Here is a 24,916-nt window from a genome sequence, read left to right as displayed (position 1 = left end):
GCCATTAAGGATAGCGGGGCTGCCGAACTGGCATTGGGGGCTACAGCAGCCATGCTGAACCGTTTTCATTCCATATCGACCAAAGTTCTGATCATTTTCCTGGCTTTGATGGCAACGTCTACTGCCGCACTGACCCTCCTCGGCTATCAGAGCAGCAGCAGCGTTCTTCAGGAACAAGCTTCGAAATCCATGGAGAGCATTCTCGTCTTCCGTGGAGACATGTTGCAGGAGCGTCTGGAACAGCTTGAAACACAGGCGGATTCCATCGCCAAAATTGAATCGTTGCAAATGGCCGTCGTGTCGATGCGGAGCGGTTGGGGTACGGTTCAGAAAAACTCAGGCGATGCGAAAGCCGAACTGCAACGCGTTTTCGTCAAGGAAAACCCCTTCGGTCAGCGTGAAAAGCTTATCAAGCCGGAAAACCCAAGCGGCTTTTATTATTCCACCCATGAGAAGACCCAGACAGATATCGCCGGATACCTACAGGGAACGCCGTTCAGCGATGTTCTCTTTGTCGACCCTAATGGCACGATCTATTACTCCTATCTCAAGGGGCCGGCATTCGGTGAAACTGTCACCAGCGGTGCATGGGCAGATAGCGGATTGGGGGCAGCCTTTTCGCGTGGCGCTGAAAACGCCAAAAAAGCTGTGAACGACGTAGCGCGGACCAGTTTCTCCGGACTGCGGATCGACGCAGCCACAAAAGAAGCAGGCATCTATTTCGGCATACCCGTGGTCAAGTTCGAGTCGTTCAAGGGCCTCGTTCTCTTCAAGGTCAAGGAAGAGGTGTTTGCACAGATCCTCGCCAAAGGCATCGCCAAAGACAGTTCCGAACAACCCGCGATCATCGCAGCGGATGGCAAGGTCATCGGCGTAGACGGCAACACGCTGACTGCTCTGGATGCCGGTCCTTACGGGTTTTATACCTCTGCTCTCACTTCGTCGGGAATGACAGAAGCAAAGATAACGCGCGCCGACGGCGACGCTAACGCTTATGCCCGGCCATTCTCGTTTGGCGGCGAAAAATATCTTGCTGTCGAAAGCATGCTCCAAAGTGAATTGAACGCAGGCTCTGTCTCGATTGCTGGTACGCTTGCCATAATCGGGCTCTGTGTGCTGGCCGCCATGTGCGCGGCAACCGCGTTCTTTGCGCGTCGACTGTTTGCACCGCTTCAGAAGCTTGCAGGTCTGACCGGTGATGTTGCTGCCGGCAATCTTGATGCCGAGATCGGTAATCAGGACAGGAAAGACGAGATCGGTCAAATGGCACGCGCACTCGGCAGCTTCCGTGAGACACTCATCAGGCAGCGAGAGCTTGAAGCAACATCATCGCGCACCCGCGAGGAAGCTGAAACGGCGCGGCGCGCTCATCTTGCCGAACGCGAGGCCGAAGCCAGCACGCTCCAGATGGTCGTGCATTCCCTGGATGAGGGACTCGATCGCCTTGCGCACGGCAATCTCGCCTACCGGATCGAGAACCGCTTCCCTCATGAGCTTGAAGGTCTGCGCCACAACTTCAACACCGCCATGGCGCGGCTCAGCGAAACCATGCAGGCCATCGGAGGCAATTCCGCCGCCGTTCGAAGCGGGTCCGAAGAGATGCGCGTCGGTGCCGACCAACTCGCCGAACGCACAGAGCGCCAGGCTGCATCAATTACGGAAACGGCAAGTGCCATCAAGGCTATCACCGAAGCCGTCCGCGATCAGATCGAGCGGGCTGAACAGGCGACCCGGATCGCCCGCGATGCCAGCAAGGAAGCCGCAGCCTCCGGCAACGTCATGGAACAGACAATCGCCGCGATGGAAGCCATTCAGACCTCCTCGCGGCAGATCAACCAGATCATCGGCGTGATTGACGAGATCGCGTTCCAGACCAATCTGCTAGCTCTCAATGCGGGTGTGGAGGCAGCGCGCGCGGGCGAAGCCGGCAAGGGGTTCGCCGTCGTGGCTCAGGAAGTGCGCGAACTGGCACAACGCTCGGCGGCTGCAGCGAAAGAAATCACCAGCCTGCTGAAACGCTCCACCGATGAGGTGTCTACCGGCGTCACGCTTGTCGAAAAGGCCGGCGCATCACTGAATGGCATCGGCCAGCACGTCCAGGCGATCAGAACTCGCATCGAGGAGATTATGGAATCGACTCGAGAGGAGGCGCACACGCTGGCAGAGATCAACAGCACCGTGAGCGGTCTCGACGCGATGACACAGCAGAATGCAGCTATGGTGGAGGAAACTACGGCAGCGATCCACAATCTCGCTTCGGAGGCCACAGAAATGGACGGCAGGCTCGGACAGTTCCTCCTCGCCGATGGCAGCGGCCACTCTGCTTTGGCCGAACAGGTTCTCTACCGCCGGGCAAGCTGACATCTGCGATTGGGGCTCTCCGCGAGCCCCAATTTTTTTGAATGCTTCATCAATTCTACGCGACGCCTATGGTAAAGGCGCACCAGCGACTTACATCGGGTCGGAAACAGGACTTTCTCTAGGAGCGACGGATGATCCCTTTTTCCATTCTCGACCTCTCCCCGATCGGCGAAGGCGAGACCGTCGGTGAAGCGCTTGAAAACTCCCGCCGCATGGCAATCAAGGCGGAAGAGCACGGCTACAACCGCATCTGGCTTGCTGAGCATCACGGCATGCCGGGTATCGCTAGTGCAGCCACATCACTTGTCATCGCCCATGTCGGGGCGGCAACAAAACATATCCGGGTCGGGTCCGGTGGCATCATGCTGCCAAACCACTCGCCACTGGTGATTGCCGAGCAGTTCGGTACCCTGGCAGCGCTGCTGCCCGGACGTGTCGACCTTGGCCTCGGACGCGCGCCTGGCACCGACATGCGCACAGCCCGCGCGCTTCGTCGCAATCTCGATGCCGGTGCAGAAAACTTTCCTCACGACATCATGGAGCTCCAGCGTTATTTCGGTCCGCCGGAGCCAGATCAAACGATCCTCGCGGTTCCTGGCATGAATTCGAATGTGCCGATCTGGCTGTTGGGCTCAAGTACCTATAGTGCGCATCTGGCGGCCGCTCTTGGCCTTCCTTATTCCTTCGCGTCGCACTTCGCACCAGACATGCTGATGGAAGCACTGCATATCTATCGCGAGCGGTTCCAACCGTCCGAGGTCTTGGACAAACCGTACGTCATGGTCGGCGTGATGGGGGTGGGTGCAGATACCGACGAGGAAGCGCAGCATCTCTTTACGTCTTCACAGCAGCAGTTCGTGAACCTGCGCCGCAACGTTCGCACCCAGTTCCCCAGACCGGTGGAGAGCATGGATGACTACTGGAACGAGATGGAGCGGTTTTCGGTTGAACACACTCTGCGCTTCGCCGCCGTTGGATCACCCGACACAATTGGTCGCCACCTCGACGGCTTCCTTGCCGAGACGCAGGCTGATGAACTGATCGTTTCCATGCCGATCCATGACATTGAAAAGCGGCTTCGTTCCGTGGAGATCTTTGCGGACGTTCGAACATCGATCCGTAAGGCGGCATAGGATACGCAAGAAAAAAGCCCCGGAGCTGACGCTGCCGGGGCTTTGTAATTCAGACATTTGAAAAAATCAGGCCGAGAGCTTCGCCAGGATTTCTTCGGATACTTCGAAGTTCGAATAGACGTTCTGAACGTCGTCATCGTCTTCGAGGTTGTCGATCAGCTTCATCAGCGACTGCGCCTTTTCCTCGTCAACCGGAACCGTGTTCTGTGGCTTCCAGATTGCCTTGACGCTGTCAGCTTCGCCGAGCACGCCTTCGAGCGCCTTGGCAACTTCGTTCAGATCTTCAAAACCGCAGATGATCGTGTGGCCGTCCTCGGAGGATTCCACATCATCAGCACCGGCCTCGATCGCCGCTTCCATGACCTTGTCAGAGTCGCCGACTTCAGCCTTGTAGGCAATTTCGCCAACGCGATCGAAGGAGAAGGAAACCGAACCGGTTTCACCAAGCGCTCCGCCAGCCTTGCTGAAGATCGAGCGGACGTTGGATGCCGTGCGATTGCGGTTGTCGGTCAGCGCTTCGACGATAACCGCCGTGCCGCCCGGGCCATAACCTTCGTAACGAACTGCATCGTAGTTCTCAGCATCGGCGCCCGACGCCTTCTTGATGGCGCGGTCGATGTTGTCTTTTGGCATCGACTGCGCCTTGGCGTTCTGAACAGCCAGACGCAAAGCAGCGTTCATGGTCGGGTCAGGCAGGCCGGACTTGGCTGCAACGGTGATTTCGCGTGCAAGCTTGGAAAACATCTTCGAACGGATCGAATCCTGCTTACCCTTGCGGTGCATGATGTTTTTGAACTGTGAATGACCAGCCATGGAAAACCTGATTGTCGTAATTTGGGATTGCGGGCCTTATAAGTGCGATACGCCCATCGTTCAAGCCCGGATGCGTTTTCAGACCTGAAGAAGATAAGGAACCGATTGAACCGCACGCCGTTTTGGTCAGGAGCGCGGTGAGAGGACAGCTTGTCCCCTCTCCGACAGACAACCAACCGGAAGGAGATAACCATGGTCAGCCTGACAGAAGCGCGCGAAGCCCCTGCCCGTCAGCTTTGGGACGAAATCAATTCGGTCCATGCCGGCATGCTCGGGCTTGAAGGCCTGCATAGCCATATGCAGCCGATGGCACCGCACGCCGATCCTAAAACCAATACGATCTGGTTTTTCTCGAAGAAGGATACGGACCTCGCTCAGTCGATCAAAGCAGGTTCTCGCGCGCACTTCTGCCTCGTCGGCAAGGATCACGATTATCACGCCTGCCTTTCTGGAGTGCTCGAGATTCGCGACGACAAGACAAAAGTCGATGAATACTGGAACTCGGTGACAGCCGCCTGGTACGAACACGGCAAGTCAGATCCTGAGCTGACAATGCTTGCCCTGCATGTTGACGACGCCGATATATGGGCGTCGACGGACAGCACGCTGAAATTCGGCTGGGAAATTGCCAAGGCCAACATGTCCGACGATAAGGTGCCTGATGTTGGGGTCCGCCAGCATCTTGCCTTCGCCTGATTGATCAAGCTCCCCCGTCTTCCTCGCCAGTTGTACGCTACATGCCTTGTGGCACGAGTATCTGCGGCTGGCGGGGAAGATTGCGCATCGACACACGGATGATGGGTTCATTCGCGTAGGCCACCTTGAAGCTTTCCCCAAACATCGTCAGAAACTGCTCCAGTGGCGGGCCAGTGCGATGCATTGGCAAGATCAATGCAGAACGAAGCCGCTTCACAACCCGGCTCATGCTGTCGGCTCCCATCGTCAATCCGCCATCGACCGGAACCATCAGGATATCCAGCCTGCCAATCTCCGCATAGTGGGTGTCTGTCAGCTCGTGGTGCAGATGGCCGAGATGGCCGATGCAAAGTCCGGCGACTTCGAAAATGAAAATGGAATTGCCATTTTCCTGAAAGCTCTCGTAGTCACCCCAGCGGTTGCGGATGTCGGTTGCAACATTCCTGATATAGACGTCTCCAACGAGAACCTTGTGATCGGCCTTTTCGCCCGGCGTATCGCTCCAACCGTGCAGAACGTGCTGGATAGCGGGATCGGGATTAAGGGTGAAGTGAGTCGAATGCGCCCTGTTCATCGTCACGACGTTGGGCGTTACAGGGGGGCGATAGACGCCGTTATAATCGGTAGCGATCGTCACACCGTCAGGGCTCTCGATCAGGTAGGTCGAGTGCCCGATAAAACTGATCTTCACCTCTTCCTTGGCAGTCGCCTGAGCAAGCTGAATATCGGCTGGGGTGAAGCTGGCAAATGTCACGCCAGGAATTTTTTGAGCAATCGCCTGGCATTGACTGACAGGTGGGCGGGTGGCTGTTTGCGAGAGCGCCGCTCCAGCAAATGCAACCAGTCCGGACATTGCAAGCAATAGCATGCGCAGCATGACGCCACTCCCCTGAAACTTGCGATGCCAGAGGATGCGACAAGCTTGGCCAAGCGTCCAGTTCGCAGAACCGACGCCGCGCTCACAATGTCGTCATTATCGACGGGTCACTGACGGCGCAACGTTCCTCACGCCCAGAAAGCAGGAATGCTTTCAGAGAGCCGTGGTCCAATGCGCAAGGGCGCGATTTTCTCGGCGAGCCCGGTTCTGTCAGAGATCTCCACGCCAACACCGCAGATCGTCGCTGGCCCGCTTGCTGCTTCAAACCGGCCCTTGGGCATCTTGGAGATGAAGCGGTTGATCGGCTCTTCCTTGTCCATACCAAGCGAAGAGTCGTAATCGCCACACATGCCAGCATCCGACATATATGCGGTTCCACCGTTCAAAATCTGCGCATCGGCTGTCGGCACATGGGTATGCGTTCCAACCACGAAGCTAGCACGTCCATCAACGAAATGGCCGAAACATTGCTTTTCGCTGGTCGCTTCCGCATGGAAGTCGAAAATAATCGCATCAGCCTGCTCTTTGAGCGGGCAGGCGGCCAGGATGGTTTCGGCGGAGCTGAAAGGATCATCTAGTTCTGGGTGCATGAACACACGGCCCATGATGTTAGCCACGAGAACACGCGCGCCATTGCGCGCATAAAACAGGCCGGAGCCCTTTCCTGGCGTTCCCTTGGGATAGTTGGCAGGTCGCAAAAACTGGTCGTGTCGCTCGCAAAACGATACGGCTTCCTTCTGATCCCAGACGTGGTTGCCAGTCGTCACGACATCGGCACCTGCGTTGATCGTCTCAAGGTAGATGTCTTCCGTAATCCCGAAGCCACCGGCCGCATTCTCGCCGTTGACGACAACGAAATCCAGATTCAGGTCGGAGATCAACCCTGGCAGTTTTTCCCAAACCGCCGTCCGTCCGGTCTTGCCGACCATATCCCCGAGAAAAAGAAGCCTCATTCACCTGCCCCGCTGGCGCCAGTTTGTCAAATTTCGTTCCGTCTAATGGGAAATTCGTCGTTTAAAAAGGGCTAAAGCGTCTTTTGCCCATTATCGCTCGTCTGGAGCTGCATAAATCCGCCGCAAACCGCTCTCAGTCAGGATAGCGTTGAGCGGGACATCATGTGACTCTGCCGGAACGGACGGCACTTCCTGGCAATCAAACGCCACCCCGATAAGCGTCGGCGTGCGCCCCTGCTTGTGCAGGCGGGCAATCGCACGGTCATAATGACCGGCACCGTAACCGATACGATGCCCCTGTCTATCGAACGCTGAGAGAGGCACCAGGAGAATGTCTGGATCGAGGATCTGAGCATCTTGGCCGGGTCCGGTCGTGCCGAACCCTGTATTTGTCAGAGGTATGTCTTCTTCGAAAGCCCTGAAAACAATCGTCTCACGGTCGAGAACAACAGGCAGCGCCAGACGTGCACCCTTGCGGCGCAGCGATTCCAACAATGGTCGAATATCGGCTTCCGAGCGGATCGGCATAAATCCGGAAACAACGGTGCCTGGCTCAAAGTTGATCCTGGCAGCCCCACAGACACACATGGCCAGGCTTTTTACATGCCGTTCGTCTGTTGTGAGCGCATCCCGCGCGGCGAGCCTTTCGCCGCGCAGCCGTGCCTTCTCCCCGACACCAGGCTGCATCAAGCAGCCCGACTCACGAGCACCTTGTCGATGCGATGCCCGTCCAGGTCGATCACTTCAAAACGCCAGCCGTTGCGGGTAACGTGTTCGCCGAGTTCCGGCAGGCGACGGAATTCGTCCAGCACCAGTCCAGCGACGGTTTCGAATTCTGCATCCTCGTCGATCTGGAAGCCCATACGATCTGCGAACTCGTCCGCCGGCATCCAGCCAGCAACCAGGAACGAGCCATCGTCACGTTCGACGATTGCCGGCTCCTCGTCATTGTCTTCCTGGAATGCGCCAGTAATGGCTTCGAGAATATCGCCTGAGCTGATGATACCTTCGAAATGGCCATATTCATCGTAAACGAGAACCATATGAACGGTCGAACGGCGCAGCGACTGGATGACATCCACAGCGCTGGTGAGGTCCGACACGACCGGTACTTCACGCAACAGCTCGCGGATGTTCAGCTCGTTACCCGAGGCGAGTGCATCAAATGCATCCTTGGCAAAAAGAACACCGAGGATTTCGTCAGACGCACCGTTACGGACAGGAAGACGCGAACGCTGCGTGCCACGAAGCTGTTCGCGAATTTCCTCGGCGCTGTCTTCAATATCGACGACTTCCACGTCGCGACGCGGCGTCATCAGACCACGGGCGTTCCGGTCAGCGAGACGCATGACGCCGGTAATCATGGCCGATTCTTCGGTTTCGATGACGCCGGCACTGTGCGCTTCAGCAAGAACGGTTCGAATTTCATCATCCGTAACAGACGCATTGGATTCGCCGCTGTGTCCAAGCAGCGCAAGAACGGTTTTGCCGGACTTGTCGAGCAGCCACACCAGCGGCGCACCGATCTTGGACAGCAACATCATCGACGGAGCAACGCGAGCTGCAACCTTCTCCGGATCGCGAAGCGCAATCTGCTTCGGGACAAGTTCGCCGACGATCAGCGAAAGATAGGTAATGGCAACAACAACCGAGCCGACACCAAGCGCGTCAGCGGCGCGGTCTGGTACGCCCTGCTCGATGAGCCACGCGGTAAAACGCGTGCCGAGCGTGGCACCGGAAAATGCACCCGAGAGAATGCCGACCAGCGTAATGCCGATCTGCACGGTGGACAAAAACCGTCCCGGATTTTCAGAAAGATTAAGGGCGAGCATTGCGCCCTTGCTCCCTTGTGCGGCGAGCACTTTGAGCCTTGCCGGTCTCGAAGAAACCACGGCAAGCTCAGACATGGCAAGCACACCGTTCACGACGGTGAGCAGGACCACGATCAAGATTTCAGTAAACAAGTTTAGCTCTTTGGGCTGTTGAACGGCACGTCGCGGTTTTGACCGCAGCGCCTTTTTTAAAAGGCAGAACAGACATACCAATCCGGATAATAGGGAATTGTTCCGCCAATGCAATGATTGCGGATTAAAAATCTCAGTCAGGCAGCGATGAAAGAGACTGTCGACGATATAAAGAGGCTACTTCACAGAAAAACTGAAGTGCGATCCACGCGACCGATGGAGATTTACGATCCTGGGTGCCTACAAAAGTAGGTGGGCACCGTGTGTCCAGCCCCACGGGACTGGTCAGGGACAGCTCCCTTTGGATCGAGTATGGCCCCAGGGATTGTGGTTCCTGTCGGGAAGCGCAGAACGCTCACCAGATATAGGACGGATCGAAAGGTTCCGCCAGAGGGTGAACAGCGGATTTTTACGTTGTGAAACGCGGCATCGGAACGACGCCTTGTCGGCTAATGCAGCCGCTTGTACAGGCGGCCAAAGGATAATCAGTGGGTAGCGGCAGGTTTCGGCCGCGCCAGCAGCTTTTCGGTCACGCCGTTGAGACGCGTGGCAAGATCACTGATGGCAATGGCAACCATCTCGTCGGATTTCGCCTTTTGCTCCGCCATGCCATCACGGTTCTGGGTCAGCGATGCGACCTGGCTCTCGAGCTTCTCCAGCTTGCGGCTCAACTCCGAAAGCTCATCCATCACCATTATGCCCGACATGACGGTCAACCGAAGATCGCCAATCTCTCCAAACTGGCTTTTAAGATGTCCGACATACTGATCGAAACGCGTGGCAAGATCGGTCAGGTGCTGCTCCTGTCCCGCCTCGCATGCCATACGATAGGCTTTGCCATCGATCATCACAGTAACCTGAGCCATTGGTCGCTCCCCTATCGATCCAGCACGGCGCGGATAGTCTCCATTGCCGTCACCAGGCGGCGAGAAACCTCGCGATTGACTTCTTCAAGGCGATTGGCGCGAAACTCGGCCTGGTCCAGTTCGTTGGCAAGCCGCGCCCGGTCGATGTGAACCCGCTTTACCTCATTATCGATGTCACCTGCCTCCCGCTCCCGCTCGATACGCATATCGATGGCGTTTTCGAGATTTGTGATGGCAGCACTTAGCTCCGTCAGTGCAGATTGTACGGTCTTCTCAGCCGACATCGTTTTTTTCCAACTCGCACGCAACTGGCCGAATCATTCGGCCTTGGGCTCTTTGTTTCATGCTCACGAGGTTATTACCCGATTTACCATCCCGTCAATCAAACCAGTGCATTGGGTCACTTTGCTCTGTGGATGAATAAAGCTGCGCAACAGTGCTGCGCATCGAACAGATGCGAGCCAGGCTGTTTTTCAAAACGATTTTTATCGATCACCGAACTGCAAATGGCCGTGGATTTATTGACTTGCCTGCTTCACCTGCTATGGATCAACCCGCTTTTTGGATAGTTGCATCTAACTATCTCCTTTCACCCGGAAACAGACGGAAAAGCCATGATTTCTCGCGACAAACACAACCGGATGGCCAATGCGATCCGCTTTCTTGCCATGGACGCAGTGGAGAAGGCCAATTCCGGCCACCCCGGTCTGCCGATGGGCGCAGCAGATGTCGCCACCGTTCTCTTCACCCGCTACCTGAAGTTCGATCCGAAGAGCCCACTTTGGGCAGACCGCGACCGCTTCGTACTGTCTGCGGGCCACGGCTCGATGCTCCTCTACTCGCTGCTCTATTTGACCGGCTACGAGGACATGACGATCGATGAGATCAAGCGCTTCCGTCAGTTCGGCTCGAAGACCGCCGGCCATCCTGAGTACGGCCACGCAACTGGCATTGAGACGACCACGGGTCCGCTCGGCCAGGGCATTGCCAACGCCGTTGGTATGGCGATTGCCGAACGCAAGCTCGAAGAAGAGTTCGGCTCTGACCTTCAGAGCCACTTTACCTATGTTCTGTGCGGCGACGGCTGCCTCATGGAAGGTATCAGCCACGAGGCGATCGCTCTTGCCGGTCACCTGAAGCTGAACAAGCTCGTTCTCTTCTGGGACAACAACAACATCACCATCGACGGTGAAGTTGGCCTGTCTGACTCGACCGACCAGATTGCGCGCTTCAAGGCCGTACACTGGAATACGATCGAAGTTGACGGTCATGATCCGGACGCGATTGCTGCAGCCATCGAAGCTGCCCAGAAGTCGGACCGCCCGACCTTCATCGCCTGCAAGACCGTTATCGGTTTCGGCGCTCCGAACAAACAGGGCACCCATAAGGTTCACGGCAACCCGCTGGGCGCAGAAGAAATCGCTGCCACCCGCAAGCACCTGAACTGGGAAGCCGAAGCGTTTGTCGTTCCGGAAGATGTGCTTGACGCATGGCGTCTGGCCGGTCTCCGCTCGACCAAGACACGTCAGGACTGGGAAGCCCGCCTTGAAGCGTCTGAAGCCGGCAAGAAGGCCGAGTTCAAGCGCCGTTTCGCTGGCGACCTGCCAGGCAACTTCGACAGCAGCATCGATGCCTTCAAGAAGAAGATCATCGAGAACAACCCGACGGTTGCAACCCGTAAGGCGTCCGAGGATACCCTCGAAATCGTCAACGGCATCCTGCCGGAAACAGTCGGTGGCTCTGCCGACCTGACACCGTCGAACAACACCAAGACCAGCCAGATGAAGTCCATCACTCCGACGGATTTCTCCGGCCGTTACCTGCACTACGGTATCCGTGAGCATGGCATGGCGGCAGCGATGAACGGCATCGCCCTGCACGGCGGCCTCATCCCTTACGCCGGCGGCTTCCTGATCTTCTCGGACTATTGCCGTCCGTCGATCCGCCTTGCTGCCCTGATGGGAATTCGCGTCGTTCACGTCCTGACACACGATTCCATCGGCGTCGGCGAAGACGGTCCGACCCACCAGCCAGTCGAGCAGATTGCCGCGCTGCGCGCCATCCCGAACCTTCTGGTCTTCCGTCCGGCCGACGAAACCGAAACGGCCGAGTGCTGGCAGATTGCTCTCGAGCAGAAGCATCGTCCGTCTGCGCTTGCCCTGACGCGTCAGAACCTGACGCCGTCGCGCAAGGAATATGAAGAGAAGAACCTGTCGGCTTACGGCGCCTATGAACTGGTCTCGGCAAGCGACGCAAAGGTTTCGATCTTTGCTTCCGGTTCTGAAGTGGAAGTTGCCCTCAAGGCAGCGGCAACGCTGAAGGACAAGGGCGTTTCCGCCCGTGTGGTTTCCGTTCCGTGCTTCGAACTGTTCAAGGAACAGCCCGAAACCTACCGCAACGCCATCATTGGCAAGGCATCGGTCAATATCGCTGTTGAAGCTGCTGTCCGCCAGGGCTGGGACTACTTCATCGGTTCTGACGGCGCTTTCGTCGGCATGCACTCTTTCGGCGCCTCCGCCCCGGCGAAGGATCTCTTCAAGCACTTCGGCATCACGGCAGAAGCCGTTGTCGCAGCAGTTGAAGAAAAGCTTTCGTGAGGGCCCCAAGCCCTCACAATACTGCAAGACACGTACAATTCTTCATCGGGAGACTGTAAATGACTGTAAAAGTTGCCATTAACGGCTTTGGCCGTATCGGTCGCAACGTCCTTCGTGCCATCGTCGAATCTGGCCGCACCGATATCGAAGTTGTTGCCATCAACGACCTCGGCCCGGTTGAAACCAACGCACACCTGCTGCGCTACGACTCGATCCACGGCAAGTTCCCGGCAGACGTAAAGGTCGAAGGCGACACCATCATCGTTGGCGGCGGCAAGCCGATCAAGGTGACGGCGGTGCGCGATCCCGCCACCCTGCCGCACAAGGAACTCGGCGTTGATATCGCGCTCGAGTGCACCGGCATCTTCACCGCGCGTGACAAGGCTGCGGCTCACCTCACCGCTGGCGCCAAGCGCGTCATCGTTTCTGCACCGGCAGACGGAGCTGACCTGACGGTCGTTTTCGGCGTCAACCACGACCAGCTGACGAAGGATCACCTCGTCATCTCCAACGCTTCGTGCACGACGAACTGCCTCGTGCCGGTCGTCAAGGTTCTCGACGACGCGGTTGGCATCGATCATGGCTTCATGACCACGATCCATTCCTACACCGGTGACCAGCCGACGCTCGACACGATGCATAAGGATCTGTATCGCGCGCGTGCCGCAGCACTCTCGATGATCCCGACTTCGACCGGTGCCGCCAAGGCAGTCGGTCTCGTTCTGCCGCACCTGAAGGGCAAGCTGGATGGCACCTCCATCCGTGTTCCGACCCCGAACGTTTCGGTTGTTGACTTCAAGTTCCTTGCCAAGCGCAACACGTCGGTCGAGGAAATCAACGCTGCGATCAAGTCCGCTGCCGATGGCAAGCTGAAGGGTATTCTCGGCTACACCGACGAGCCGTTGGTTTCCCGCGACTTCAACCACGACAGCCATTCTTCGATTTTCGCAAACGACCAGACCAAGGTCATGGAAGGCACGTTTGTTCGCGTCTTGTCCTGGTACGACAACGAGTGGGGCTTCTCCAACCGTATGTCCGACACGGCTGTGGCTTTCGCCAAGACCATCTGATCCCGCAACGGATCTTGTCATCAGGGAACCCGACCAGAGCAATCTGGTCGGGTTCTTTTTTAATCGAATGCCGCCAACTTTCCTATTTCCTGCCTTGTTGCGGTCCACTTTGACCCTGAAAAATTGAAGCAGAGATTCGGTCGTGCGCAATGCACTGCCTCCTGCCGTATCGTTCGATACACCCCGCCTTGCCTTGCCATTCAACGCCACCCCGCAAAAGCGCTGAAGGTCTGCAACCGTGGCGCATTGACTGCAAACGTGCAGCGTATGCATTGCCAGCTCCGGAGCCGTTTCAAGCGAGGCGATGGACGTGGAATCATTTTACTTTTTGCTCCTGGTGGCAACGATCCTGGTTCTGGTTGCGGCGTTTTCCAGCCTGATTGCATTCCGCTTCGGCGCGCCATTGCTATTGCTGTTCCTGATGATCGGCCTTGCCGCCGGCGTTGACGGCCTTGGTATCGAGTTTACCAACAACCCGCTCGCATACATGCTAGGTTCACTGGTTCTGGCAGTCATTCTGTTCGATTCCGGGTTCGGCACATCGATACAATCCTTCCGGATATCAGCGGCCCCCGCCATCACGCTTGCCACCGTCGGCGTGATCCTTACCTCCGTGTTTTTTGCCGGTGCGGCCGCCCTTCTGCTTGGACTATCCTGGCTTGAGGGCCTGCTGCTTGGCGCGATCGTTGCCTCGACGGATGCGGCAGCCGTCTTCTTCCTGCTCCGCATCGGCGGCATACATATCCGCGATCAGGTGCGTTCGACGCTCGAAGTCGAGTCCGGCACCAACGATCCCATGGCGATCTTCTTGACCATCGCCCTTGTCGAGGTGATCAGCAAAGGCCAGGGGCTTGCCGGGTTCGACCGAAGCTTCGTTATTCTTTTCCTCGAACAGATGGGCCTTGGGCTGATCTTCGGCCTGTTGGGCGGGTTGATGATCGTTTCCGTAGTCAACCGTTTTGCTGCCGACCGAGGCCTGGCACCGATCTTTGTGCTGGCACTGGCACTCCTCGTCTTTTCCTTTACCGGCACCATCGGCGGCAGCGGCTTTCTCGCCGTCTATGTGGCAGGCATCGTCGCCGGCAACCGGAAAATCTTTGCCAAGGAAACCATTCGCCGTTTCCATGAGGGTCTGACCTGGCTCTCGCAGATCATCATGTTCCTGATGCTTGGTCTACTGGCGACACCCTCGCAGTTTCCGGCGATCGCCGTTCCGGCCGTGTTGCTGGCACTCTTTCTGATCTTTGTGGCACGCCCCCTTGCCGTCTGGCTCAGCCTCATGCCCTTCAACTACACGCAGCAGGAGACGTCGTTCGTTGCCTGGGTTGGCTTGCGCGGCGCAGTCTCTATCCTGCTTGCCATCATGCCCATTCTCGGGGGGCTTGATGACGCGCAAATCTATTTCAACGCGGCTTTCATCATCGTCCTGGTATCGCTTCTGTTACAGGGATGGACGATCAAGCCGGTGGCTACTCGGCTCGGGCTGATCGTGCCGCCTCGCATGGGCGACGTCGACAAGCTGGAGGTCGATCTTCCCGGCACGGCCAATCACGAACTGATTTCCTACCGCGTCGCCAGCGGTAGCGCGATTTTACAGGGCGAGCGCATTCCGCGCTGGGCGATGCCCTCTCTGGTCGTGCGGGACGGCAAATCCATGCGATACCAATATGCCGGGCGCCTGCGCGAAGACGATCTCGTTTATCTCTTTATTGCACCCGGATATTCGCGTCTGATCGACCGACTGTTTGCCAGCGCGCTGCCAGTTGCGGCAGACGATGCGGAGTTTTTCGGCACTTTCTCGATCCAGCCATCTCGCCCTGCCAAGGAACTGGAAATCGCCTATGGTCCGAGCCTTCTATCCGCCGCCGAACAGTCGATGACCATCGCCGAACTGATCGAATCCCGTCTCAGTGGAAAGGCCGACTATGCCGATCGTGTACGCCTTGGCTCCATCGTCCTGATCGTTCGCGCGCTGGACGAACATGAGGCGATAGCGGGCGTCGGCGTCTCGCTCGAACCTGTTGAACCGGCGACCAGCCTGCCGATCTTCATCAGCTTCGGTGAAATCGTCCGCCGTGTCCGCGCCCACGTCGAGCACCGTCGGAACGCTCGCAATCCGCAGGCCCAGAAAAGTGCTCTGCCCTCCTCCACAGCTTCAACCGATGTGCGAGAAAATGAATCATAAGCGGCTTGCGTCGGCTTTCAGGCATTGTATGTTCCTGCCAACCTTACCCGTCTTAACAAAATCAGGATCGATATATGCCCGCCTTCAAAACCCTCAACGATCTTAAAGACATTGCCGGAAAACGCGTTCTCGTGCGCGTTGATCTCAACGTACCGGTCGCGGATGGGAAAGTCACGGATAAGACCCGTATCGAGCGTGTTGCTCCGACCATCCTCGAGCTTTCTGAAAAAGGCGCAAAGGTCATCCTGCTGGCGCATTTTGGCCGCCCGAAGGGAGAGCCTGTCGCGGACATGTCGCTGTCGCTGATCGTTCCGGCCGTCGAAGAAGTCCTCGATCACGCGGTATCCTTCGCGTCCGACTGCATCGGCGAGCCTGCTGCTGAAGCCGTCGCCAAGCTGAACGATGGCGACATCCTGCTTCTTGAAAACACCCGTTTTCACAAGGGGGAAGAAAAGAACGACCCGGCCTTCGTCGAGGCACTGGCAGCCAATGGCGATATCTACGTGAACGACGCTTTCTCCGCCGCCCATCGCGCGCACGCCTCTACGGAAGGCCTGGCACGCCACCTTCCCGCTTATGCCGGTCGTACCATGCAGGCGGAGCTGGAAGCTCTTGAAAAGGGTCTGGGCGCACCTGCCCGCCCGGTCGTGGCAATCGTCGGTGGCGCGAAGGTTTCGTCCAAGATCGATCTCCTGATGAACCTCGTCAAGAAAGTCGATGCACTCGTCATCGGCGGCGGCATGGCCAACACCTTCCTTGCTGCGCGTGGCACGAATGTTGGCAAGTCGCTTTGCGAGCACGATCTGGCTGACACTGCCAAGCAGATCATGATCGAGGCCGCCACCTCGGGCTGTGCAATTGTTCTGCCGGAAGACGGCGTGATTGCCCGCGAGTTCAAGGCTGGCGCTGCTAACGAAACCGTCGAAATCAATGCCATCCCTGCCGATGCCATGGTGCTGGATGTCGGCGCAAAATCCGTCGAAAGCATCAAGGCATGGATTTCCCGTGCCGAGACGCTGGTGTGGAACGGCCCCCTCGGTGCGTTCGAAATCGAGCCGTTCGACGCGGCAACGGTCGCTGCGGCCAAGCACGCCGCCGAATGCACCAAGGCTGGAAAACTCGTGTCGGTCGCAGGCGGTGGCGACACTGTCGCAGCCCTCAACCATGCCGGCGTTGCCGACGATTTTACCTATGTCTCGACGGCCGGTGGCGCCTTCCTCGAATGGATGGAAGGCAAGGAATTGCCGGGCGTTGCCATCCTTTCTGGCGACAAGTAAACTTCTACAACTTGCCTGACGAAAGAGCCGGACAAGCACTGCTTGTCCGGCTTGTTTTTTGGCAGGTAAAAATGGGAGGAAAAGTTTCAAACGATTGAAATGATTTCAATCGTTTCAATGAGTTAGCACGCCATTTCCCTGCATTGGAACTTCTGTTATCCGGAATTGTATTGTGCCTTGGGAGTATAGCAAATGACCGAACGTCTCGAAGACATCGCACTCAAAATGGTCGCTGACGGCAAGGGTCTCCTCGCTGCAGACGAGTCCACAGGAACGATCAAAAAGCGTTTCGACAGCATCAATCTGGAATCCACCGAGAGCAGCCGCCGCGACTATCGCGAGATGCTGTTCCGCTCCGACGACGCCATGAAGAAGTGTATTTCCGGCGTCATCCTCTATGAGGAAACCCTCTACCAGAAAGCTGCAGACGGTACGCCTTTCGTCGACATCATCAAGGCTGCAGGCAGCCTTCCTGGCATCAAGGTGGATATTGGCGCGAAGCCGATGGCTTTCCACCCGCATGAATTCATCACCGAGGGCCTGGACGGCCTCTACGAGCGCCTGCGCAAGTACCATGAAGCAGGTGCCCGTTTCGCCAAGTGGCGCGGTGTTATCACCATCGGCGAGCAGCGTCCGAGCTGGGGCTCCATCAAGGCCAATTCCCAGTCTCTCGCTCGCTATGCCGCACTCTGCCAGCAGGCTGATATCGTTCCTATCGTCGAACCTGAAGTTCTCATGGACGGCGAGCCGGGAACCCACGACATCGATCGCTGCGCGGAAGTTACCCAGTGGGTTCTGCAGACGGTATTCGCCGATCTGTTTGACGCCCGTGTCAACCTAGAAGGCATGATCCTAAAGCCGAACATGATCATCGACGGCAAAAACGCTCGCAAGGCATCTGTCGAAGAAGTGGCTGAGAAGACGGTCAAGGTTCTCAAGGCAACCGTGCCTTCGGCCGTTCCCGGTATCGCGTTCCTCTCGGGTGGCCAGTCCTCCGAAGAAGCGACAGCCCACCTGTCCGCCATGAACTCCGGTTACGACCTGCCGTGGGGACTGACCTATTCCTACGGTCGTGCGCTTCAGGACACCGCACTCAAGGTCTGGGGCGGCAAGCAGGAAAACGTTGCAGCAGGCCAACGCGCCTTCACGCACCGTGCGATGATGAACACACTGGCAGCCAAGGGCACCTGGAAACAGGAACTCGAAAAAGCCGCCTGAGACATTCTGATCCCAGGAAAAGATCAAGGCCGCCCTTCGGGGCGGCTTTTTTTGTTCGCACACACCATTCTGATCAAGGACGCAAAAGAAGCGTTGCTGTCCAGATCACAAAGGCCACGATGGCAATCTTCCAGAAATCGCCGCGTTTTCGCAGTCCTGGCAGGCCAATTGGCCTGATAATCTGCACGATCATCGCCAAGAGTAGAAAAAGGCCGATCGCCTTTGCCATTTGTTCAGCCTTTTCTTTATTTCCGGATCGTCACAGGCTGGACATTTTTACCGTTCACCAGAAGAGTGCAACCCATTGGGGTAGCATCCGTGTGAACGCCCGACCTGTACGACCGAACGCATGAGAGTGTCTCTATGAGCAGAAACCTTCTACCCGTATTCGCTCTTTTATCCAGCACTCTGTTTCTTTTTCTGGGCAACGGCCTGCAAGGTCTGGTCCTACCCGTACGTGGCTCTGCGGAAGGATACTCGAACGAAGTCCTTGGCTTTCTCGGAACGTCCTGGGCGGCGGGCTTCGTCATTGGCTGCTTTGTCGCACCCGCCATCGTGCGCCGGGCGGGGCATGTACGAGCTTTCGGCTCCTTCGTCGCCGTTGTTTGCCTCACTGTACTGATGACTGGCCTTGTCGTTGACGACGAATGGTGGATTGGGCTGCGTGCTCTGACGGGCTTCTGCACGGCCGGGACATCGATGATTATCGAGAGCTGGCTGAACGAGCGTGCCACCAATGAGACACGTGGCATGATCTTCTCGCTCTACATCGCGATCACGCTGCTCGGTGTCGTGGCGGGCCAGATGATCGTCCCAATGGGCAATATCAGCGACACGTCGCTCTTCATGATCTGCGGCATCATCTACTGCGTTGCCATTCTGCCGGCCACGCTGTCGAAAGCAGCGACCCCCCAGCCTCTACAAAAGGTGAGGCTGGATTTACCGGCATTGTATCGCAACTCGCCCGTCTCATTTGTCGGCATCCTGATGATCGGCATAGCCAACGGCGCCTATGGTACGCTGGGTGCGGTGTTCGGAGCACGGGCGGGGCTAGATCCAACCATGATTGCCATCATGGTCTCTGTCACGATTTTCGTCGGCGCCATGGCGCAGTTCCCGGCCGGTCGTCTCTCAGACCGCATCGACCGTCGTTACGTGCTGGCTGGGCTTGCCGGTCTCGGAGCGTTGGCCGGTCTTGCTGTCGCAGCAGTCCAGCCCCATAACGTTTATCTGCTCATTCCAATGATTGCGGTCTATGGCGCCGCCGCGAACGCGCTCTATCCGATTGCCGTAGCACATGCCAACGACTTCGCGGCCTCCCAGGATTTCGTCAAGGTATCAGGCGGCCTGCTGTTGCTTTACGGCATTGGCACGATCATCGGCCCAACATTGGGTGGCGCCGTCATGACCCATTACGGCCCCTACGCTCTGTTCCTGGTAACCGCCCTCGCCCACACACTCATAACGGCCTACGCGATCATGAGAAGCTACCGTCGTGCCGCCCTGTCGACAGAGGAGAAGGATAACTTCACGAGTATCCCGACCACTCCAGCGCCGCTTGTCACGCCGGAAAGTATTGCGCTCGACCCGCGCGCGCCGCAATATCCTGAGGACGGCGACTATGTTGAAAAAGGAGCGGGCATATGAGCCTCTTTGACGATGACAGGCCGAAAAAACCACAGGCGCACGAGATCGGCAGCGACCTCAGCCTTCTCTCGGTCGACGAACTGACGACTCGGATCGGGTTGCTTCAAGCAGAGATCAACCGACTCGACGAGGAGCGGAAAAGGAAATCCGCAGGCAGGCAAGCGGCAGAGAATCTCTTCCGGACTTAAGCCTGCCTGACGTCTGGCAACCGTGGAAGCTTAGAAGCAGAATGAAGGAAAGACTTCGTCGCTAGCGCTGTCGCGCCGGAAGGAATTAAAATTCTGAGGCAGTCTTTCGTTTACCATTAACACAAAATTAAGCTTTCTGAGAGATTACTATACATGTCCAGTTCTTCTGGACTTCAGGCATCTTCTCCAGTTGGCGATTTGGTCTGATTTTTCTCCCTGTTTTACCTTGAGAGCCGCTTTTGCGGCTCTTTTTTTGGTCGATGGCATTTTCGCAAAACTGTGGGTATTAACCCTTCTTTAATAATTGCCTTGCGCATTTCAGGTAATGATATCATCCTGAAAACACTAAAGACCGGAACAAAATATCCGGATCGTCGTTGCCTGACAGTGTGGTGCGTGAGCAGGGATTAAAGAACATGTCCGAACAGGTGTTGAATACCATTAGCTTTGCAGGGCGCGCTGCTGCTTCCAACCAGTTCAAGACCCTCTATAACGAAGGGATGACACTGGTTGAGGAAACGGCAAGCTATCTTGATGGTGCTGGCCGCGTTGCCTCGAAGGTTCTCCCGCGTATGGCGTCGGTGCTTTATGCAGCAGAATCGATGCGCCTCACCACCCGCCTGATGCAGATGGCCTCCTGGTTGCTTCTGCAGCGCGCCGTCAACAACGGCGAGATGACCAAGGATCAGGTTATCAGCGAAAAGAACAAGGTTCGCCTCGACAGCTTTAATGTTGATCGCAATGCTCCCGGCTGGAACGACCTGCCGGAATCCTTCCGTGATCTGATCGAACGCTCGCTTCGACTTCAGAATCGCGTTGCCCTGCTCGACCGCGAAATCTATCGCCCCGCAGAAGCTGCCAAGGTGCCGGACAACGAAAACAGCGTCCAGGCTCAGCTCAACCTTCTGCGCACGGCATTCACAATCAACTAAGAAAAAACAAAAAATTAGACGATTTAAAAAGCAGGCTTTCAAGCCTGCTTTTTTTGTTGCGCAACACGCCTGTGAACACAAACAGGCAAATAAAAAAGCCCGGCAGAGCCGGGCTTTTTTAAATAATCCGTCCACAAGGGATCAGAGGCCGAGGCCACCGAAACGCTTGTTGAACTTGGAAACGCGACCACCGCGGTCCATAAGCTGCTGGTTGCCGCCCGTCCATGCTGGATGGGACTTGGGGTCGATTTCGAGGTTCATGACTGCGCCTTCCGAACCCCAGGTCGAGCGGGTTTCGTATTCGGTGCCATCGGTCATGACCACCTTGATCGTGTGATAATCGGGATGGATATCAGCCTTCATGACAATCTTCCTGGTTAAGTGACGTGCGGTCCATTTGCCGCAATTGCGTCAACTGAGCCAATTCAATAAATGAAGCCATAGTCCAGATGGGCTATGGCTTCCCAATTTGATGCGGAGCCTATACATGAAGGTCGCCGAGATAACAAGAGCCTGCTGTTTCCTTGTGAACGGAGATAGCCTCATTTGGCAAGAACGGATCGCATAATCCGAATTCCCTGCCAAAGGCCGATTGGCAAGCGCTGACAAAGGAGAAGACAAGAAGTGGCAGACATACAGGAGCAGAAAGCGGCAAACCGTAAAAGCCTGAAGCCGCTTCTCGGTCTCTTCCCTTATCTCAAGCGCTACCGCGGCCTGATGGCAATTGCCCTTTTCGCGCTTGTTCTCTCATCGGCCACCACCCTTGCTTTGCCGCTCGCCGTCCGCCGCATCATCGATCATGGCTTTCAGGTTTCTGACAGCGGCATGATCAACAGCTACTTCGCCATGCTTCTTGCGATTGCCGTTGTTTTGGCCCTCGCCAGTGCCATGCGCTATTATTATGTCATGAGCATCGGTGAACGGGTTGTTGCCGACCTTCGCCATGACGTCTTCGCGCACCTGACATCGCTGTCCCAGCAATTTTTCGATGCCAACCGATCCGGTGAACTGACCTCGCGCCTTACTGCCGACACGGTGCAGATTCGCTCCGCCTTTGGCTCCTCCGCCTCCGTGGCGCTGCGTAACATCATCATGTGTTTCGGTGCCGTCGTCATGATGATCTATACCAGTCCCGGACTTTCAGGCCTGGCGCTGCTGGCCATCCCCTTCATCGTTTTCCCCCTGATTGCATTTGGGCGATCGGTGCGCGCTCGCTCGCGAACAACACAGGATACACTGGCCCACTCCGCAGCCTACGCCTCCGAGACCATCGGAGCCACCCGAACGGTGCAATCGTTCAATGCCGAACCTCTTGCGAACGCCCGTTATGGTCAATCCGTCGAAGCGGCCTATCAAGGCGCCCGGGCAGCCATCGGTGCGCGCGCAATCCTGACAGCCGTCGCCATCGCCCTCGTCTTTGGAAGCGTCGTCGGCATTCTCTGGTACGGCGCCCAGAACGTTCTGAGCGGCAGCATGTCCGCAGGTACGCTCGGCCAGTTCGTTCTTTATTCGGTTATTGCCGCCAGCGGCCTGGGCCAACTTTCGGAAGTCTGGGGTGAACTGGCGCAAGCAGGTGGCGCGGCCGAAAGACTGTCTGAAATCTTGAACGAGCGCTCCGCCGTCGCCGAACCCGCAGCACCTGTTTCGATGCCGCTACCACCACGCGGGGAGGCCGAATTTCACGACGTCGGCTTTGTTTATCCGCTGGCAACCGAAAGGCCGATCATCTCCGGCCTGTCGTTCAAGGTTGGTGCCGGTGAAACGGTGGCGATCGTCGGGCCATCCGGCGCGGGTAAAAGCACGGTCTTTTCTCTTCTGATGCGATTTTATGATCCACAGCAAGGTCGCATCACCATTGACGGTACCGACATCAAAAGCGCCCGCATTGCCGATGTGCGCTCGCGTATGTCCAGCGTGCCGCAGGACGTGGCAATTTTTGCATCCTCGATCCATGACAACATCGCGTTTGGTCATCCGGAAGCGAAGCGTGATGAAGTTCGCGCTGCGGCCACAGCGGCACAGGCGGATGGCTTCATCGAGAGGCTGGAAAGCGGATATGATACGCAGGTTGGCGAGCGTGGCGTGACGCTTTCCGGTGGCCAGCGACAGCGGATAGCCATTGCCCGCGCCATTCTTCGCAATGCGCCAATCCTTTTGCTCGACGAGGCCACCTCCGCGCTTGACGCCGAAAGCGAAATGCTGGTGCAGAAGGCGCTTGATGAGCTGATGAAAACCCGCACCACCATCGTCATCGCACACCGCCTCGCTACCGTGCTCAAGGCCGATCGCATCCTTGTCATGGATGAAGGCCGCATTGTCGAGGAGGGCACACACCAGAGCCTGATCCGCCAAAACGGCCTTTATGCGCGTCTTGCACAGTTGCAATTCCAGACCGGGCCGGATGAATTGCGCGCCCACGCGTAAGTGTCACGACAAAACGTTGCGTCCGGCAACACGGCCGGAAAACAGGCAACCGCCGAGAAATGTGCCCTCCAGCGCGTTGTAACCGTGCATGCCGCCACCACCGAAACCGGAGACTTCGCCGGCGGCATAAAGCCCCGCAACCGGCTTGCCTGCCCGATCCAAAATGCGCGCTTGCAGATCGGTATGCAGGCCGCCCAGTGTCTTACGGGTCAGGATATGCAGACGCACGGCAATCAGCGGCCCCTTCCCGGGATCAAGCAAACGGTGCGGTCGGGCGGTTCGCATGAGTTTGTCGCCGAGGTAGCGCCTTGCTCCGTTGATCGCCGTTATCTGGATATCCTTGCCGAAGCTGTTTTCGATCTCCCTGTCACGGGCCTCGATTTGCTGGCGGACATAAGCCGGATCAAGCCTGTTTTCGCCGCTGATCCTGTTCATCGCCGCCACGAGATCTTCCAGTGTGTCAGAGACGGCAAAATCCTCTCCGTGATCCATGAATGCCTTGACCGGCGCCGGTGGCTCCTTACCAAGCCTCTTGAGGAGAAGCTGGATGTTTTTATCCGTTAAATCCGGGTTCTGCTCCGATCCCGAAAGAGCAAATTCCTTCTTGATGATCGCCTTGGTCAAAATGAACCAGCTATAGTCGCTGTTTCTTTGCCTCAGGATCTGTAGCGTCCCGAGCGTATCGAAACCCGGCATGGCGGGTGCGGGCAGCCGATTGCCATCTGCATCACACCAGAAGGACGATGGCCCTGGCAAAATGCGGATGCCGTGATTGGGCCAGATCGGGTCATGGTTTTTCACCCCTTCGGTATAATGCCACATTCTGTCTCGGTTGATGACATCACCGCCAGCCGCCTCGGTGATGGCAATCATTCTGCCATCCACATGCGCTGGTACACCACAGACCATTTGCGCCGGTGGTTGTCCGAGACGATCAGTCGGCCAATTGCGCCGCACCAGGTCGTGGTTGCCACCAATCCCGCCAGCGGTAACGATTAAAGCCGAGGCGGCCATCGTGAAGCTGCCTGTCGGCTCTCTGCTGCTTGTCTGACCGCGCAGGACAGGATCTTGCACAAGCACGGTCCCGGAGACGCCGGTGACGGTGCCTCCGCTCTTTTCCAGCACGTCGACCTGATGGCGAAAGCGAAACGTAAGCCTGCCACTTTCGACGAGCGCCTGCGCCTTCTTAATGAACGGGGCCAGCACGCCCGGGCCTGTTCCCCAGGTAACGTGAAAGCGTGGAACGGAATTTCCGTGACCATGCGCGAAAGCGCCTCCCCGCTCCGCCCAACCAACGACCGGAAACCACCGCATACCCAGGCCATGCAGCCAGGCACGTTTCTCTCCGCCAGCAAAATCGAGATAGGCTTCGGCCCATCGCTGCGGCCAATGATCTTCGGCACGGTCGAAACCGGCAGAACCGAACCAGTCCTGTCGCGCCAGATCGATGCTGTCGTGCACCCGCATGAGACGCTGCTCGGGGCTATTGACGAAGAACAGGCCTCCAAGTGACCAGAATGCCTGCCCACCAAGGTTCTGCTCCCCCTCCTGATCCAAAACACATACGCTAAGCCCACGTTCAGAGGCTTCTGTCGCAGCCACCAGTCCGGCCAGCCCCGCCCCGATGACGATCACGTCGAACCGCTCCATCAGTCTCCTCCCAGATGTGACGGATTTACTTTTACGAGAACGTAAATTTATATCAGCGCAAAGAC

General features: G+C 57.1%; 21 protein-coding genes and 1 other RNA gene. 12 read left to right on the top strand and 10 right to left on the bottom strand.

Translation table 11 applies throughout. The features are described from left to right. Nucleotides 1-51: 51 nt before the first annotated feature. Nucleotides 52-2,361, top strand: coding sequence for a methyl-accepting chemotaxis protein (locus tag FY156_23350; protein UXS04409.1), 2,310 nt, complete (start codon nucleotides 52-54; stop codon nucleotides 2,359-2,361). Between the two features lie 131 nt (nucleotides 2,362-2,492). Next, nucleotides 2,493-3,494 carry an LLM class flavin-dependent oxidoreductase gene (locus tag FY156_23345; GenBank protein UXS04408.1) on the top strand — a complete coding sequence of 334 codons (1,002 nt, stop codon included), beginning with the start codon at nucleotides 2,493-2,495 and terminating at the stop codon, nucleotides 3,492-3,494. Between the two features lie 66 nt (nucleotides 3,495-3,560). On the opposite strand, the gene FY156_23340 is transcribed toward FY156_23345, so the two are convergent. Next, a complete protein-coding gene (locus FY156_23340) occupies nucleotides 3,561-4,307 on the bottom strand; it encodes a YebC/PmpR family DNA-binding transcriptional regulator (GenBank protein ID UXS04407.1) in 747 nt (248 codons plus the stop codon). 192 nt (nucleotides 4,308-4,499) lie between these two features. On the opposite strand from FY156_23340, the gene FY156_23335 reads away from it, so the two are divergent. Next, nucleotides 4,500-5,003 (top strand): pyridoxamine 5'-phosphate oxidase family protein, encoded by a 504-nt coding sequence (locus tag FY156_23335; GenBank protein UXS04406.1) that lies wholly within the window; start codon nucleotides 4,500-4,502, stop codon nucleotides 5,001-5,003. A 37-nt stretch (nucleotides 5,004-5,040) separates the two neighbouring features. Here the strand turns inward: FY156_23335 and FY156_23330 are convergent, their stop codons facing one another. From FY156_23330 to FY156_23300, 7 genes are all read right to left on the bottom strand, one after another. Next, nucleotides 5,041-5,880, bottom strand: coding sequence for an MBL fold metallo-hydrolase (locus FY156_23330; protein UXS04405.1), 840 nt, complete (start codon nucleotides 5,878-5,880; stop codon nucleotides 5,041-5,043). A 128-nt stretch (nucleotides 5,881-6,008) separates the two neighbouring features. Next, nucleotides 6,009-6,833, bottom strand: coding sequence for a TIGR00282 family metallophosphoesterase (locus FY156_23325; protein UXS04404.1), 825 nt, complete (start codon nucleotides 6,831-6,833; stop codon nucleotides 6,009-6,011). A 90-nt stretch (nucleotides 6,834-6,923) separates the two neighbouring features. Continuing rightward, nucleotides 6,924-7,520 carry a 5-formyltetrahydrofolate cyclo-ligase gene (locus FY156_23320; GenBank protein UXS04403.1) on the bottom strand — a complete coding sequence of 199 codons (597 nt, stop codon included), beginning with the start codon at nucleotides 7,518-7,520 and terminating at the stop codon, nucleotides 6,924-6,926. Continuing rightward, on the bottom strand, nucleotides 7,520-8,782 hold the full coding sequence (locus FY156_23315) for an HlyC/CorC family transporter (protein ID UXS05222.1): 1,263 nt from the start codon (nucleotides 8,780-8,782) through the stop codon (nucleotides 7,520-7,522). The genes FY156_23320 and FY156_23315 overlap by 1 nt, the downstream gene beginning before the upstream one ends. Nucleotides 8,783-8,995: 213 nt before the next feature. Continuing rightward, nucleotides 8,996-9,153: non-coding RNA, 6S RNA (gene ssrS / locus FY156_23310), on the bottom strand. A gap of 129 nt (nucleotides 9,154-9,282) precedes the next feature. Next, nucleotides 9,283-9,663 carry a cell division protein ZapA gene (zapA, locus tag FY156_23305; protein UXS04402.1) on the bottom strand — a complete coding sequence of 127 codons (381 nt, stop codon included), beginning with the start codon at nucleotides 9,661-9,663 and terminating at the stop codon, nucleotides 9,283-9,285. An 11-nt stretch (nucleotides 9,664-9,674) separates the two neighbouring features. Then, a complete protein-coding gene (locus tag FY156_23300; GenBank protein ID UXS04401.1) occupies nucleotides 9,675-9,947 on the bottom strand; it encodes a DUF4164 domain-containing protein in 273 nt (90 codons plus the stop codon). Nucleotides 9,948-10,277: 330 nt separating this feature from the next. Between FY156_23300 and tkt the strand changes: the two genes are divergently transcribed. The 8 genes from tkt to FY156_23260 all read left to right on the top strand — a co-directional run bounded on the left by tkt (nucleotide 10,278) and on the right by FY156_23260 (nucleotide 20,777). After that, nucleotides 10,278-12,260, top strand: coding sequence for a transketolase (gene tkt, locus FY156_23295; protein ID UXS04400.1), 1,983 nt, complete (start codon nucleotides 10,278-10,280; stop codon nucleotides 12,258-12,260). A gap of 59 nt (nucleotides 12,261-12,319) precedes the next feature. After that, a complete protein-coding gene (gene gap / locus FY156_23290; GenBank protein UXS04399.1) occupies nucleotides 12,320-13,330 on the top strand; it encodes a type I glyceraldehyde-3-phosphate dehydrogenase in 1,011 nt (336 codons plus the stop codon). Between the two features lie 310 nt (nucleotides 13,331-13,640). Beyond that, nucleotides 13,641-15,515 carry a potassium/proton antiporter gene (locus FY156_23285; GenBank protein ID UXS04398.1) on the top strand — a complete coding sequence of 625 codons (1,875 nt, stop codon included), beginning with the start codon at nucleotides 13,641-13,643 and terminating at the stop codon, nucleotides 15,513-15,515. A 74-nt stretch (nucleotides 15,516-15,589) separates the two neighbouring features. Beyond that, nucleotides 15,590-16,792 carry a phosphoglycerate kinase gene (locus FY156_23280; protein ID UXS04397.1) on the top strand — a complete coding sequence of 401 codons (1,203 nt, stop codon included), beginning with the start codon at nucleotides 15,590-15,592 and terminating at the stop codon, nucleotides 16,790-16,792. A gap of 192 nt (nucleotides 16,793-16,984) precedes the next feature. Further along, nucleotides 16,985-18,010, top strand: coding sequence for a fructose-bisphosphate aldolase class I (locus tag FY156_23275; GenBank protein UXS04396.1), 1,026 nt, complete (start codon nucleotides 16,985-16,987; stop codon nucleotides 18,008-18,010). A 363-nt stretch (nucleotides 18,011-18,373) separates the two neighbouring features. Then, entirely contained in the window at nucleotides 18,374-19,657 is a 1,284-nt protein-coding gene (locus tag FY156_23270; GenBank protein ID UXS04395.1) for an MFS transporter, read from the top strand. Continuing rightward, nucleotides 19,654-19,845: a DUF1192 family protein gene (locus tag FY156_23265; GenBank protein ID UXS04394.1), complete on the top strand. Its 192-nt coding sequence runs from the start codon at nucleotides 19,654-19,656 to the stop codon at nucleotides 19,843-19,845. The genes FY156_23270 and FY156_23265 overlap by 4 nt, the downstream gene beginning before the upstream one ends. A gap of 416 nt (nucleotides 19,846-20,261) precedes the next feature. Further along, on the top strand, nucleotides 20,262-20,777 hold the full coding sequence (locus FY156_23260) for a DUF1465 family protein (protein ID UXS04393.1): 516 nt from the start codon (nucleotides 20,262-20,264) through the stop codon (nucleotides 20,775-20,777). A gap of 141 nt (nucleotides 20,778-20,918) precedes the next feature. On the opposite strand, the gene rpmE is transcribed toward FY156_23260, so the two are convergent. Further along, the gene (gene rpmE, locus FY156_23255) at nucleotides 20,919-21,140 is read right to left on the bottom strand and encodes a 50S ribosomal protein L31 (protein ID UXS04392.1); all 222 of its coding nucleotides are present in this window, start codon (nucleotides 21,138-21,140) and stop codon (nucleotides 20,919-20,921) included. Nucleotides 21,141-21,401: 261 nt separating this feature from the next. On the opposite strand from rpmE, the gene FY156_23250 reads away from it, so the two are divergent. Beyond that, nucleotides 21,402-23,201 carry an ATP-binding cassette domain-containing protein gene (locus FY156_23250; protein ID UXS04391.1) on the top strand — a complete coding sequence of 600 codons (1,800 nt, stop codon included), beginning with the start codon at nucleotides 21,402-21,404 and terminating at the stop codon, nucleotides 23,199-23,201. 3 nt (nucleotides 23,202-23,204) lie between these two features. Here the strand turns inward: FY156_23250 and FY156_23245 are convergent, their stop codons facing one another. Continuing rightward, on the bottom strand, nucleotides 23,205-24,851 hold the full coding sequence (locus FY156_23245; GenBank protein ID UXS04390.1) for an FAD-binding dehydrogenase: 1,647 nt from the start codon (nucleotides 24,849-24,851) through the stop codon (nucleotides 23,205-23,207). Nucleotides 24,852-24,916: the final 65 nt, after the last annotated feature.

Source organism: Agrobacterium tumefaciens (genome assembly GCA_025559845.1).
GTDB lineage: Bacteria > Pseudomonadota > Alphaproteobacteria > Rhizobiales > Rhizobiaceae > Agrobacterium.
The sequence above is the reverse complement of the archived record's forward strand: the minus strand, read 5'-3'. Positions and strand labels throughout refer to the sequence as shown.

Coding starts and splice junctions, on each gene's coding strand:
- FY156_23300 (UXS04401.1), bottom strand. CDS start 9,947: ATGTCGGCTGAGAAGACCGTACAATCTGCACTGACGGAGCTAAGTGCT.
- tkt (UXS04400.1), top strand. CDS start 10,278: ATGATTTCTCGCGACAAACACAACCGGATGGCCAATGCGATCCGCTTT.
- FY156_23280 (UXS04397.1), top strand. CDS start 15,590: ATGCCCGCCTTCAAAACCCTCAACGATCTTAAAGACATTGCCGGAAAA.
- FY156_23270 (UXS04395.1), top strand. CDS start 18,374: ATGAGCAGAAACCTTCTACCCGTATTCGCTCTTTTATCCAGCACTCTG.
- FY156_23335 (UXS04406.1), top strand. CDS start 4,500: ATGGTCAGCCTGACAGAAGCGCGCGAAGCCCCTGCCCGTCAGCTTTGG.
- FY156_23245 (UXS04390.1), bottom strand. CDS start 24,851: ATGGAGCGGTTCGACGTGATCGTCATCGGGGCGGGGCTGGCCGGACTG.
- FY156_23340 (UXS04407.1), bottom strand. CDS start 4,307: ATGGCTGGTCATTCACAGTTCAAAAACATCATGCACCGCAAGGGTAAG.
- FY156_23320 (UXS04403.1), bottom strand. CDS start 7,520: ATGCAGCCTGGTGTCGGGGAGAAGGCACGGCTGCGCGGCGAAAGGCTC.
- FY156_23345 (UXS04408.1), top strand. CDS start 2,493: ATGATCCCTTTTTCCATTCTCGACCTCTCCCCGATCGGCGAAGGCGAG.
- FY156_23350 (UXS04409.1), top strand. CDS start 52: ATGCTGAACCGTTTTCATTCCATATCGACCAAAGTTCTGATCATTTTC.
- FY156_23265 (UXS04394.1), top strand. CDS start 19,654: ATGAGCCTCTTTGACGATGACAGGCCGAAAAAACCACAGGCGCACGAG.
- FY156_23275 (UXS04396.1), top strand. CDS start 16,985: ATGACCGAACGTCTCGAAGACATCGCACTCAAAATGGTCGCTGACGGC.
- rpmE (UXS04392.1), bottom strand. CDS start 21,140: ATGAAGGCTGATATCCATCCCGATTATCACACGATCAAGGTGGTCATG.
- FY156_23330 (UXS04405.1), bottom strand. CDS start 5,880: ATGCTGCGCATGCTATTGCTTGCAATGTCCGGACTGGTTGCATTTGCT.
- zapA (UXS04402.1), bottom strand. CDS start 9,663: ATGGCTCAGGTTACTGTGATGATCGATGGCAAAGCCTATCGTATGGCA.
- FY156_23325 (UXS04404.1), bottom strand. CDS start 6,833: ATGAGGCTTCTTTTTCTCGGGGATATGGTCGGCAAGACCGGACGGACG.
- gap (UXS04399.1), top strand. CDS start 12,320: ATGACTGTAAAAGTTGCCATTAACGGCTTTGGCCGTATCGGTCGCAAC.
- FY156_23260 (UXS04393.1), top strand. CDS start 20,262: ATGTCCGAACAGGTGTTGAATACCATTAGCTTTGCAGGGCGCGCTGCT.